Annotated in this window: 10 protein-coding genes; 2 read left to right on the top strand and 8 right to left on the bottom strand. The window is 28.5% G+C overall.

The genetic code is table 11. From position 1 onward, the window contains the following. Positions 1-380 precede the first annotated feature (380 nt). The 7 genes from I2H23_RS14840 to I2H23_RS14810 form a co-directional block, all read right to left on the bottom strand. A complete protein-coding gene (locus I2H23_RS14840; protein WP_195582020.1) occupies positions 381-1637 on the bottom strand; it encodes a restriction endonuclease subunit S in 1257 nt (418 codons plus the stop codon). 15 nt (positions 1638-1652) lie between these two features. After that, positions 1653-3197 carry a type I restriction-modification system subunit M gene (locus I2H23_RS14835; protein ID WP_195582018.1) on the bottom strand — a complete coding sequence of 515 codons (1545 nt, stop codon included), beginning with the start codon at positions 3195-3197 and terminating at the stop codon, positions 1653-1655. Positions 3198-3247: 50 nt separating this feature from the next. After that, complete coding sequence (locus tag I2H23_RS14830) at positions 3248-6010, bottom strand: type I restriction endonuclease subunit R (protein WP_195582016.1); 2763 nt, start codon at positions 6008-6010, stop codon at positions 3248-3250. Positions 6011-6075: 65 nt separating this feature from the next. After that, entirely contained in the window at positions 6076-6624 is a 549-nt protein-coding gene (locus I2H23_RS14825) for a hypothetical protein (protein WP_195582014.1), read from the bottom strand. A 76-nt stretch (positions 6625-6700) separates the two neighbouring features. Then, the gene (locus I2H23_RS14820; RefSeq protein WP_243248329.1) at positions 6701-6979 is read right to left on the bottom strand and encodes a DUF960 family protein; all 279 of its coding nucleotides are present in this window, start codon (positions 6977-6979) and stop codon (positions 6701-6703) included. A 710-nt stretch (positions 6980-7689) separates the two neighbouring features. Beyond that, positions 7690-8274, bottom strand: coding sequence for a hypothetical protein (locus tag I2H23_RS14815; protein ID WP_195582012.1), 585 nt, complete (start codon positions 8272-8274; stop codon positions 7690-7692). Between the two features lie 30 nt (positions 8275-8304). Continuing rightward, positions 8305-8673 carry a hypothetical protein gene (locus tag I2H23_RS14810; RefSeq protein ID WP_195582010.1) on the bottom strand — a complete coding sequence of 123 codons (369 nt, stop codon included), beginning with the start codon at positions 8671-8673 and terminating at the stop codon, positions 8305-8307. Between the two features lie 702 nt (positions 8674-9375). On the opposite strand from I2H23_RS14810, the gene I2H23_RS14805 reads away from it, so the two are divergent. Beyond that, positions 9376-10059, top strand: a complete 684-nt coding sequence (locus tag I2H23_RS14805) for a response regulator transcription factor (protein ID WP_195582008.1) — start codon at positions 9376-9378, stop codon at positions 10057-10059. 180 nt (positions 10060-10239) lie between these two features. Beyond that, on the top strand, positions 10240-12156 hold the full coding sequence (locus tag I2H23_RS14800) for a cell wall-binding repeat-containing protein (protein WP_195582006.1): 1917 nt from the start codon (positions 10240-10242) through the stop codon (positions 12154-12156). A gap of 123 nt (positions 12157-12279) precedes the next feature. Here I2H23_RS14800 and I2H23_RS14795 read toward each other — a convergent pair whose 3' ends face one another. Next, a complete protein-coding gene (locus I2H23_RS14795) occupies positions 12280-13350 on the bottom strand; it encodes a replication initiation protein (protein WP_195582005.1) in 1071 nt (356 codons plus the stop codon). Between the last annotated feature and the right edge of the window lie 161 nt (positions 13351-13511).

The following is a 13511-nucleotide window of genomic DNA, read 5'->3' as shown; positions in this document are numbered from 1 at the left end:
CGCATTTAAAGTTCCCATGTGTCGTATTTAAAGTTCCCATGTGTCGCATTTAAAGTTCCCATGTGTCGTATTTAAAGTTCCCATGTGTCGTATTTAAAGTTCCCATGTGTCGCATTTAACTCAATTAATATAAGTATTTCAAATGGTTTGAGGTATGCCTAAATACTATAAATACTATAAATACTATAAATACTTTCTTAAATAAGAGTAAAGACTAGTAAAGGTATTTCTTATATACTTTTCTGTCCTATTTTTTAAAAAATAACAAAATTATTTAAACCATTATCAAAATATTATATTTAATATCAGATTGACATATTAAAAAAGAAAAAGGCAGATTTCTCTGCCTTTAGTTTTCATTTTATCATGAACTTATTTTATTATACAAACATCTGTTGCAATAATCCTTTTTTATATTTATTTAAAGAATCTAACTTTTCTTGTTCTTTTTCTAATTTAGAGTCTAATCCACATAGTATTAAAGATATTTTCCTTTGCTCTTCGATATTAGGTAATTTTAAAGAAATATCTTTCAATTTTCCTATAGGTAACTGTTTTAATGCAGTACCAGTTTGTCTCTTTAATACTTCTTTATAAAATTCAGCTGTATTCATATATTGATGAAGATATCTAGCATCAATCTTTTTACACTTGACTCTAATTAATGCTAATTGTGCATTCATATTTGCTCCTTCATATTCGCATGTCGCAAATCCAACTTTTCCAATGTCTCCTCGTACAGTAATTATAATATCTTCTGATTTTATATGACCTGATAATAATTCAGAATGCTTTTCAGGAGTTATATACTTCATATCATTAAAATTTAAATATCCATTATTTATATTGTTACCTCTTAAAAATGGAACCCCTTCTTCAACCATATCACTACTTGTCGGATATGCTTCTCCATAATTTCCATCAGATATATACAACTCCATCTCTTTTATTTTTTTCTCTTCCCACTCAGGATAATCTCTACCATCATCATCCTTAAACCTTAACTCCCTGCTAAAAATCTTTTGCATCATACCCTTCTTATAATCTTTAAGAGCCTCAACCTTCTCATCTTGAAGAGAAATCTTATCATCAATTAAAGAAAAGAATGATGCTATTTTATCTTGTTCTTCTATCGAGGGAGCTAAAAATTTATATTCTGATAAATTTGATTTAGATATACCTAATACCTTAGCACCATTTCCTCTAGTATATATAAACTTTAAATACTCTTTATTTAAACTATGATTTAAGAAAAACTCACCATTTAAAGATTCCTTTGGTCTAAAGCAAAAAGTATGCAGTCCAGAAAGTATCTTGCCTTCTATATTTCTTACAACTGCAATTTTACCTAAATCTTTTCTATCTTCAGATGCATCTGCAAATATAATATCCCTTTCTTTTATGAATTCATAATGATCATTATTTGGTATATCTATACTTGGTATTAATTTATCTTTACTTATAATACCTTTGTAGTTCATATGGATATCTCCATAATGTATGTGTTTATAATTTCCTTCTCCCTCTACATTTCTTGAAAATGAATATGTTTTTCTAAACTCTCCAAGTTCTCCTAACCTTTTGCTTTCCCAATCTCCACTAAATTCCTTAAATCTAAGTTTCGGTGTCTTACTCATTATATCCACCTCCCCTTATAATCCAAGCTCTTTTAAATAAACTGCTAACTGTTCATCAATACTAGCAATCTCTTTATCAATGTTTGATATTCTTTCACTAACAGCTTGTAAGTCTATTGGCTCTTCTTCTTCAAAAGTATCAACGTATCTTGGTATGTTTAAGTTATAATCATTCTCTTTTATCTCGTCCATACTTGCTACATAACTGTACTTGTCAATAGTTTCTCGTTTAACATAAGTATCAACTATCTTTTCAACATTAGCATCAGTTAAGTTATTTTGATTCTTGCCTTTTTCAAATTCATTTGATGCATCTATAAATAATATATTATTTCCATTTTCTCTACACTTTTTAAATACTAAAATAACTGTAGGGATACTTGTGCCATAGAATATATTGCTAGGAAGCCCTATAACGGCGTCTAAGACGTTTCTATCCTCTATTAGGTATTTTCGTATTAAACCTTCACTTGAACCTCTAAAAAGGACACCATGAGGTAATACGACTGCCATTGTTCCTTTATCGTCTAAATGGTGAATCATATGTTGAACAAATGCAAAGTCTGCTTTTGATTTTGGAGCTAACTTTCCATAAGCACTAAATCTTTCATCATCTAAGAATTTAGGGTCTGCACTCCATTTAGCTGAGTATGGAGGGTTTGCAACTATTGCTTCAAATTTCATACCGTCATGTTGTGGGTTTTCTAATGTATCATCATTTCTTATATCAAAGTTTGTATAGTCTATATCGTGAAGTAACATATTCATACGAGCTAGGTTGTATGTTGTTGATGTAAGTTCTTGTCCGTAGAACTTTCTAACATTTGCTTCTTTAGCTACACGAAGTAATAGTGAACCTGAACCACAAGTTGGGTCATAAACATCTCTTAAGTCAGTTTTTTCAACTGTTACTATCTTAGCTAATATTTTTGATACTTGTTGTGGAGTATAGAACTCTCCTGCTTTTTTTCCTGCATTTGCAGCGAATTGAGATATTAAATATTCATAAGCATCTCCAAGTACATCTATTTCAGAATCTTCATGTGCAAAGTCTATTTCTGCTATGTTTGCCATTACTTTAGCTATTAGTTTTGAACGGCTCTTTACATCTCTTCCTAGCTTTGTAGAACCTAAGTCCATATCATCAAATAAATGATCAAAGTCATCTTGACTATCTGCTCCTAATGTAGATTCAGTTATATCATTTATTGCCCCTTGAAGCATTTCTATATCAAACTTACCATCTTCTATTGCTTGAAGTAATGTAGAGAATAGGTACTGAGGCTCTATAAAGTATCCTAATTGCTCTAGGAACTCCTCTTGTAACCCTTCTCTATATTCATCATCTTCCCAAGCCTTAGAATAGCTTATATCGTCTTCTGATAATAAATCATTAGCTTTCTTCTCAACTTTTTCACTAAGGTATCTATAAAATATAAGTCCAAGTATATAGTTTTTAAATTCATTGGCTTCCATATTTCCTCTTAGGTCATTTGCTATAGCCCATAATCTAGTATGAAGTTCTCTTTGTTGTTCTTGTTGTTTTGCACTTACTTGCATGGTATTGTCTCCTTTAATTGGTTAGCCTTTAATTATTTCTAAAGTTATTGTTATGCAAACTTTCTTACATGGTCATAAATAAAGTTTTTAACTTGGTCTATTATTTTTCTTCTAAGTGTAAACTTAGGTTTTAATTCAGTTTTTATTTCATCACTTATTTCTTGTCTATTTATTATCCCAGAGTATTCATATTCTGAAATATAATTTTTTATTTTATATCTATTTAAACCTATCTCATTGGCAAAGTTATCTACTTCTTCTTCTCTTTTTACTTCTTCAAATTCTTCATAAGCTGAATCTATATCATCATTTTCATTGAGTTTAGGAACAACTTGATTTAAAAATTCTTTAAGCAAATCTACCTTAAGTCTAAGGTCTTCATTATCAGCTCTATCAAGTTCTGTTATTATATTTTTAATATCACGAACCTTTTTCTCTTGGTTTGATAGGTCTATATCTCTTATTAAATTCATGATGTAACTAACATTTATTTTATCGCTACTCATAAGCTCTATTCCAAAGTCTATATCTGCTAGTATTGAAGTCTTTTGGTCTTCTTGTCTTTTTACACTTTCATATATTGTAAAGTACTTGCTTTTATAGTCCTGGTAGCTTTGTTCATTTATTCCTAGATTTTCTTCTTTAAATTCAAATTCTGTAAAAGTATTTAACTTTGTTAGAAGTTTTGTTAGGTCTCTAAATGCTAGAATAAACTTCTTTTTATCTTCTTCACTTTGAAGAATATCTACATCACTTGGCTCTGGTGTTAAATCTTTTAATTTCTTAAGTTCTGTATGCCATAAATTCAAGTAATGCTCATAACTTTCCATCAACACAATATCAGTATTATCAGTTTGTGAGAATAAGCGTAAAGCTTCATCCGTTCTTTTCTTTAGATTTCTATAACAAACTATATTTCCATAAGGTTTTGTTGATTTCTCAACTCTATTAGTTCTTGAATATGCTTGAACTAAATCATGGAATTTTAAGTTTTTATCAACGTATAATGTATTTAATGTTTTACTATCAAATCCAGTTAGGAACATATTTACTACTAGTAATATATCTATTTTCGCATCTTTTACTTTTTTAGATACATCTGAGAAATAACTTTGGAATGTATCTGTTGAATAATTACAGTTAAACATTTTATTGTAGTCTGTAATTATTCTTTCAAGAGAATCTCTAGAGTGTTCATCTCTTCCTTCACTTTCTTCATTAGCTCCAAAACTAAATATTCCAGCTATTTTTAAATCATGGTTAATAGTCTTAAATGTATCATAATATTTTACAAGCATAGGTATGCTTTGAACTGTAAATATTGCAGTATATTGCTTATTTCTAGTCTTAGAATTATGAATATCTAAAATATGATTTGCAACTAAGTCTATTCTTTCATCACACATAAATACTTCTTCTTTGTCTATTGCTTTTACTTTTTCATCATCATCTTCATCAAATCCACCATCAAATGTTTTAATATATTCAACTGAGAATCCTAATACATTTCCATCATTTATAGCATCTTTTATTAGATAGTGGTGTAAACATTTTTCAAATAAATCTGCTGTTGCTCTACCATCCTGACTTTTATTTTCTTTAAGTCTTGGAGTACCTGTAAATCCAAAGTATTGTGCATTTACAAAATGTTTATTTATAGCTTTATGCATATCTCCAAATTGAGACCTGTGGCACTCATCTATTATGAAAATTACTTTTTCATCTCTGTATTGATTCATTATCTTAGAGTACTTATCATTCTTTATAGCGTTAGCCATCTTTTGTATTGTTGTAACTATTAATGGTTTATTTATATCTTTTATTTGTTTAACTAAAGTATCTGTTCTATCTGTTGTATCAACACTATCAGGCTCAAACTTATTAAACTCTGCTAAAGTTTGAGAATCTAAATCTTTTCTATCAACTAAGAAAAATACTTTTCTTATGTTGGGCTCTCTTGCTAAGATTTGACTAGCTTTGAAAGATGTTAGAGTCTTTCCTGAACCTGTTGTATGCCATATATATCCATTGTTATTAGTTTCAAAGGCTCTTTTAACAAGTTCTTCTACTGCATATATTTGATATGGTCTCATAACCATTAGTAATTTATCAGTTTCATTAGTTATCATATATCTTGCTATAACTTTTGATATAAAACATTTATCTAAGAATGTTTGAGTAAACTCTTTTAAATTGCTTACTCTATTATTTGATTCATCACTCCAGAAAAACGTATGACTAAATAATATTTCTTTATCACTATTTGCAAAGTACTTTGTATCTACTCCGTTACTTACTACAAATATTTGAATATATCTATACAGTCCTTGGTATGAGTGTTTTTTATATCTGTTTATTTGATTAAAGGCTTCTTTTAAGTCCAGTCCTCTGCGTTTTAATTCTATCTGAACTAATGGCAATCCATTTATAAGCAATGTAACATCATAACGATTTGTATACTTTCCAACTACTGTTGTTTGACTAGTTACCTGAAATCTATTTTTACACCAATTTTGAGTATCAAAGAATTCTATATAGACCTCACTACCATCTTCTCTTTCTAATATAAACTTATCTCTTAGTACCATTGCACTTTGAAATACACTTTTTCCTTCTATGTGTCTAAGTATTCTTTCAAATTCTTTATCCGTAAATGGTTCATTATTTAATTTAGTTTTGTTATGTTCAAATAACTCATTTCTAAAGTTATTTTTAAGTTGTTCTTCATCAGATATTTTAACTCTATTAAAACCTTGGTTTACAAGTTGATTAATTAGATTTTCTTCTAATTGTGTTTCACTTTGATATGCCATAATTACCCCCTAAATATAAATTATATATTTAGATTATATTATAGCTTGTAACTTAAGTCTAAACTTTACTTAGAGTGATTCTCCATATATTCTTTTAGAGCCATTGAAATTAATTCTTGCTTTGAATAATATTTATTATCTTCACAAAACTTTTGCCAATCTCTATAAACGAATTCATTTATCCTAATTGACTTAGGTTTAGGAGATAAATGTTTATCATCAACTAAATTTATAACTATGCTTTGTGTAGTGGATGTTGTAGTGGTTTCTGTAGTTGATTTATACTTTTCTAAAAATTCAGTTAGGATATTAAAATTATCTTCCAAGTAATTTAGTACACCCATCTTATTTTCATCCACTACAAGTGTGTTGTTAGGAACTACATCTAAATTGTTGTTAGTAGTGGATGTTGTAGTGGTTCCTGTAGTTGGTAGGTATTGTCTTAGCTTTTGGTTATATTTAAATCCACCTTTTTTGATTTCCTTCTGTAAATACTTTTCTGAAATTCCAATATCTTCACGTATTCGTATAACAGTATTACCTTCTTTTAATTTAGCATTTAAGTATTTTACTTTAGCGTTTATATCTAATGATTCAAATTCAATAGTATTCATTTAATCACCTCAACTACAATTGTAATTTGTTGTAGTGGCTAAAGCAATACTATAGCTAAGTTCTTTGTGTAACATATTAGTATTCTTCTGATAACATCATTGTTGCATAATCATTTTCTATAATAATATAAATCTTTAAATCTCTTTCTAAAGTAACTTCATTTACTATAATAGAATTTTTATATTTAGGTTGTTCTTGCTCATGCTCTATAATAACCTTATTATTATTAGAAGTTAATCTAAATATCTGTAAGTAGTCTTTATGTATGTCTATTCGTTCTATCATGTTCCACATATAAATTTGTAATATTGGGCATATACTTTCATTGACCCCTATTGTCATATACCTTTCCATTGGTGATATCTCCTTTGTTTTCATTAATTTATGAATTAGATTTTCATAATAAAAATCCCCTCATTCGATATCTAAGGGGATAGTATCAATGCTTTATAGATGTAATTGATTAACTAGAGATTATTACTTTTAACTTCTAGTTAAATAATTACATCTAATAGCCTATTAGATTTACTTTGTAGCATTTCACATATATCAATATAACTTTCTGATAACTCATTAGTAATATAATTTTTAAGGTATATCTCTAATATGTTCTAACAATTTCGATTCATGTCTAGCGGAGTATGAGAATTATGCTGTTTGAATGTCAAATTTCTATTAATTATTTTATTACCATTACTATTTCACCTGCACCTTCTTCTTTTTTTATTCTCATATTGTTATATCACCTATTTATGAGTTTAAGTAGATTTAACACCTCAATGTATCTATCTAACTTTTAATATTTTTTAACTAGTTCCTAAATATGTATTTTCGGACTAGTTAAAAGTCAAACAAGCTACTTTACAGTATTTGCAATGCTTATAGGCTTTAATCAATTACACTAATTATTACTTAATCTATAAACTTAATTATAGTAAACATTCTAAAATCTACACTTTTAAAGTAATTATGTGATTTCGCCTTATTATTTTAAAGTTAGTTAGTAAATTTATGGCACTTTACTTTGTTTTTTATTTTGCATATTTATAGATGTAACTGATTCTCTAGAGGTTATTATTTTTAATCTCCAGAAATATATCTATGCCATCCAGCATTCTATTAAATTTTATCTGTATCCTCTCGCATTCATATTTAAAGTTATCTGCTAATTTCTTTACGATATGAGTTTCTGGATAATCTTCAATAATCCTTTCTATATCTTTCTTAACACTTTTTACATCTGTTTCAATCTCAATCCTTAAACAGTCGAGTTTTTGCACCGTTCTAGAGATGTCAGTAGCTAGAATATTTTCAATTTTTTCTGCATTAAGTTCAACTCGACCCATTGAATTAGCAAGCATTATAATATCTTTTTTCTCTAATTCAAAAGTTACTTTAGATATATCATTAGAATTTAACTTACTTTTTAACTCTTTTAGTACATTTTTAAATTTAAGGTCAATGGCGCTTCCTAAAATACATTTGGCTTCAACATGTTTACCCCAATTATGTTCCATGCTTTTCACGCGACCATTCATAAACTTCTTAACTCCATGTTCTTTTAAGTTGCTAGAATCAATTTGCTCTTTTAAATCTAGCAATGCATTATACATATTCAACGTTTGTTTGATGTATTTACTTTCATTCACACTTACCAAATTCTCCTTTAGTTAAAACTTTTATAGTTGCAATTTAGATTTCAACTTGTTATCAATTTCTTCCATATCATATAAATTATTCAGTGCTTCCCTAATTCGGTTAGCATCAGTTTCGAACATGCAGACTTCCATTTCTAATAGTTCTTCTAAATATGACTCAATAACTTTCTTTAGATATTTATGATGAGTTGATTTTAAATCCCTTAAGATATCCTCTACCAGTTCATAGACATTATTTGAGTTTAAACATTGGTTTTGCATTTCTTTATATATTCCATTCAACCATATCTTAAAATCCTCAACCATATATGTACTGTCCCTTAAGATATCTAAAGCATTAATGATGTTATTTCTTATCGCTTCTAACATTTCAAACTCAGTTATAACCATTAACCTCCCTTCATCAAGTACTTATTACTTAAAGTCTCAAATATACTAGTATATTTGATCTATGTATACATACTAGAGAACCCTCTATAGCTCCACTTCATTATATTTCGGTACAACAACTTTATGTATGTTAATTTCTACGAGTTAACTTCAAATTCTCCCAGTTTATATGTCTATAAGTGGTGATTTAAACATGACCCACCCTAAATATTAACCTCTCTCTATTAAGTAGATAATACTCTTCTCAAACATAAATAAGACGATACTTTAGATGTTAACTTTCTATTAATTAGTTTATTACCATTACTATTTCACCTGCGCATTTTTCTTCTTCTTTTTTATTATTATCATATTGTTATACAGCACTATAATAAATTGACGTAGGTTCAATACATTAATTATTGATTATTTTTTAATGTTTTTTTTGTAAAAATAGGCACCTATATTGATCTACAATGCTTTTAGTCATTTATATAAAAAATATACTTAAAACTAAAAAAACTTTATATATATTTTTTTTAGCAAGATATTTTTAATATTATTCCATTTATTTTCTTGTTATTCTATTTTATTTCTTGTCATTGTTCTATTTTATTTCTTGTATTTCCATTTATTTTCTTATCGTTCCATTTTATCTCTAATATTCTATTTTTTTCCATTTTACTAGTGTTATACTATTTTAAATAAAGGAGGGATACATATATGAAATACATTAAACTTTCAGACATGGAGACAAATTTGAAATGTATTAATTCTCAAATTAAATTGCTAAATTTAGATTTAAATAAAATATTGGAGTTAATAAATAATATAAAAGAGCTAGAATCTCTTCTAACTAAAGAATATAACTCAAACAATCAATACAATATATCTAGAGAAAGAATTGATATTGTATGCGATTGTTTAAATAATATTATTTATGACTTGAGCGATCTGTATGTTGTATACAAAGAGAATAGCCCCCAATTTAAACAGTCTGTTTTAGATTTTACTGGCGTACCAGAACTCATAAAAATATCTAATCGAAATTATTTTGAACCATACTATAAATGGGTTGAATCAAAGTCTTTAGAATATAAAAAGAAGAATGCTAAATATCGAAGGGATAAGAGGCGAGATAATTTTTTAGGCAAAACATCTCAAGAAATTGAAAAGTTAGAAAGGTTTATTCTATGTAATTACTGGAAAAAACAAGGATTACGTAATTACCAAATTGCTAGGAAATTAAATATATCTCCTAAAACAGTTAAGAATCATTTAGAAAATATCTATAATATAAAACTTGACACTGATTGCCTTAAAACTTTCTCTAATAATATTATTGAAAGAGAACGAGCTGAAACTTTCGAACTTTCTTTAGAAGATGATGAACTTTTAGACATTTGATAGAAGTTTTTTATTATAGGGTACTAGAATTAATTTGTTAGTTCTTTGATAACACTTTGTTTCTAACTATTTCGTATCAAATTATATATATATATATATTGAAATTAAACACAGTAGACAAGTCATTTAATATGGTATAATGTTCCATGAAATATAAAAGGAGGGGGAATATTATATCATATGAAAAAGAAACTAATAAATATAATAGCATTAGGTATAATTTTATCTACACCTATGAGTATAAATGCAAATACCAAATTGGCTATTCTAGAAGAAGAAATAAAAGGTTCTAATCGTTATGAAACAGCTGGAAAAATATCTGACAGACAAACATTTTCAACTGCAATATTAGTTAATGGAGACAATAGTCTAGCAGACGGATTAAGTGCTAGTGGATTATCAGGAGTGTTAAATGCACCTATATTGCTAACGCAGAAGGATAATATTCCGAATGAGACATTAAGTAGATTGTCTAGTGTAAAGAAGGTATACATAGTTGGAGGGGAAAATGCGATAAGCTCGAAAGTCGAAAGTCAAATCAAAAACAAGGGAATAAGCATTAAAAGATTAAAGGGAAGTGATAGATTAAAAACATCTTATGCAGTTGCAAAAGAAATATCTGAAATAAAGCCAGTATCTGAAATCTATTTAGCTAATGGATATAAAGGTGAAGCAGATGCTATGAGTATAGGGTCTGTAGCAAATAAAAAAGGTCAACCAATAATATTAACTAATGGTAAAGAAATACCTTTTAATACAAGTAAAACTAAGAACTATGTAATTGGTGGTTCTGGTGTAATGAGTAATGACTTAGCAAATAAGACTAATGCAACGAGATTGCATGGTAAAGATAGATTTGAAACAAATAAAAAAGTGAATAAATACTTCTATCCTAATGCAAATGAATTTATATTAACAAAGGGATGGAATCTAGTAGATGCTCTAACTTCATCTAGTTTAGGAAAACCAATTGTATTAGTTGAAAAAGGAACTGATAAATCAATATTAAAAGGTGCAAGTAGTCTTATACGAGTTGGAGGAATTGATTCATCTGTATATCAAGAATGTTTAAATTCTATAACAGATACAATAAAGACACCCCCAACTGTTAAAGGTAACAACGTAACTATAAAGCAAGGTGAAGCATTCAATAACTCAATGTTAGGTGCAAGTGCAACTGACTGTGAAGGTAAGGCAATAGCAGTAGATATAACTGGTGATAAAGTTGATACTAATAGACCTGGCACTTACACTCTAGTTATAAAAGCAACTGACCAATGGGGGTTAACTGCAAGTAAGACAGTAACTGTAACAGTTGAGAAGAAAGCAGAAACAGGTATGGCAGACCCTAACAGTGCACAGTTTAAAGCTATGGTATCAAATGAAATGTATGCTCTAGTTAATGCACACAGAACGGCTAATGGTCAAGCACCACTACAAGTTCTAGGTAGATTAGAAGGTATGGCAAATGCTTGGTCTAAGTGCATGGCAGATACTGGTGTATTTGACCACACTATAGGAGGACAAGATGCTCCAAGTAAATTCCCTCAATTCGGAAATAGCCACGGTGAGAATATAGCTCTAGTTGCATTCAGCCCTAACGGTGAATTAGACTCTGCAGATGCTAAAGCATTAGCTAATAAAATATTCTCTGCATGGAGAAACTCTGCAGGACATAATGCCGCTATGTTAGATGAATACTTCCAAGCAACAGGTTTCGGATTCCACGCAGTTAATAAAGGTGGTTCTTGGTCAGTATATGCAACTCTAGAGTTTGTTGAAGGAACTAAATCTTTAAGAACAACTGAAGAAGAACCTGAAGTAAAAGAAGATGAACCAGTTGTTGAAGAACAACAAAATGTTGAAGAGCAACAACCAACTGAAGAAGTTAAACCTGAAGAGCAACAAACTAAGCCTGAAGTACAAGAGCAACCACAAGCTAAGCCTGAGATGGAAAAGCCAGTAGTTCCAGAGCAACCTAAGGAAGAAGCACCAGTAGTTCCTGAACAACCAAAAGAGGAAGCACTAGAGCAACCTAAGGAAGAAGTACCACAAGTTGAAATGCAAACAACTCAACCAACAGTAGAAATGAAATAAGCAATACAATTAGTCTTGATAGGATACTCTAGATAAATTCTAGAGTATCTTATTGAGGATTAATTGATATAAGGGAGGTGTATAATGTTATTTAAATATTACTGTCATCAACTTTTCTTTATATTACCAATACTTTTCCATTTCATTTTTATGTTCTATATCCCGTTGTTCCTCTATTTTATATTCAATTATTTTATTGTCTAAAGTTCCCTTAAAAAACTTATACGAGTTAGCTTTAATAGTTTCTACATCATCTCTATCAAAAGTTATCATAACAGCATCTTCAAAAGCTCTTTCCATATACTCATTTTTAAAATCAATATCTTTAAAATCTTTTCTAAAACTTCTTAAAGTCCCCTTAGTAAATACCTTTTCATCTGGAATAAATAAATCTGTATCTTTATTTATATCAACCTCAACTACATTATCTATTTTTTCAACTTTATCATCACAAGTAATTGCAACTTTTTCAAATGTTGGAACTTCCTCTACAATATCTTTAGTAAAATACTTTCGCTTATCCAAATCTTTCAAAATAAAATCTATAGAATCAACCTTTCTACCAACTTTATTTTCCTTAAAATCTATTTCAAAATATCCAGTTTCATTAAGCTCCTTTATTGCTGGAAGTATTACACGTCTTTTAAAATCATTATATCTATCATACTTATCTTCAAGCATTAAAAGTTCTTTAAGTTCATCTATTCTATAATTTATAATAGACTTTGTTCCACTCCAAAGCCTTAATAAATCATAAAATCTCTGAGAATTTGGATTTATAAGTCCAAAGAATATAGATAAATTAATAGGTGTGTATCCAATTTCTAAATAATTTCTTATATATGTATGAATCTCTTTAGATGCTTCAATTTTAAAGGTTTTTCTAGATTTTATATACTTAAAACCATTTATAAAACCATACTCACCCCATCCTTCATCATCTTTAAAATAAATACTCTGTTTTCTTAAATTAACTAATAGATTTGAAATTGAATCTATTGAACTAGTCTGCTTTTTCTTTATTATAGTTTTAAATTCTTCATGAGATATTTCACATTTAATTACATCATCATTATTCTTTTGTAATTTGTATAATAACATTAAAAATATCCTATTTTCTAATGTAGATATATTGTATTTAGCCTTTATAATTATATTATTTTTCATAACTATATTTTTTTCATTTGTATACATTCCAATACCTCCACCCAACAATTCTTTTTAACCCTCTCTATAATTTAATATAAAACTTTAATTACGTCAATTTCATAATACTGGCGCATTTAAAGTTCCCATGTGTCGTATTTAAAGTTCCCATGTGTCGCATTTAAAGTTCCCATGTGTCGTATTTAAAG

The sequence above is a fragment of the Romboutsia sp. BSD2780061687b_171204_C1 genome (genome assembly GCF_015560225.1).
Taxonomy (GTDB): Bacteria; Bacillota; Clostridia; order Peptostreptococcales; family Peptostreptococcaceae; genus Romboutsia_C; species Romboutsia_C hominis.
Note: the sequence above shows the minus strand (reverse complement) of the source record. Positions and strands in the feature narration are given on the sequence as shown.

Bases quoted from the DNA above. Each gene is read 5' to 3' on its own strand.
- I2H23_RS14840 (WP_195582020.1), bottom strand. From the start codon at position 1,637: ATGAGTAAGACACCGAAACTTAGATTTAAGGAATTTAGTGGAGATTGG.
- I2H23_RS14835 (WP_195582018.1), bottom strand. From the start codon at position 3,197: ATGCAAGTAAGTGCAAAACAACAAGAACAACAAAGAGAACTTCATACT.
- I2H23_RS14830 (WP_195582016.1), bottom strand. From the start codon at position 6,010: ATGGCATATCAAAGTGAAACACAATTAGAAGAAAATCTAATTAATCAA.
- I2H23_RS14825 (WP_195582014.1), bottom strand. From the start codon at position 6,624: ATGAATACTATTGAATTTGAATCATTAGATATAAACGCTAAAGTAAAA.
- I2H23_RS14820 (WP_243248329.1), bottom strand. From the start codon at position 6,979: ATGGAAAGGTATATGACAATAGGGGTCAATGAAAGTATATGCCCAATA.
- I2H23_RS14810 (WP_195582010.1), bottom strand. From the start codon at position 8,673: ATGGTTATAACTGAGTTTGAAATGTTAGAAGCGATAAGAAATAACATC.
- I2H23_RS14805 (WP_195582008.1), top strand. From the start codon at position 9,376: ATGAAATACATTAAACTTTCAGACATGGAGACAAATTTGAAATGTATT.
- I2H23_RS14800 (WP_195582006.1), top strand. From the start codon at position 10,240: ATGAAAAAGAAACTAATAAATATAATAGCATTAGGTATAATTTTATCT.
- I2H23_RS14795 (WP_195582005.1), bottom strand. From the start codon at position 13,350: ATGTATACAAATGAAAAAAATATAGTTATGAAAAATAATATAATTATA.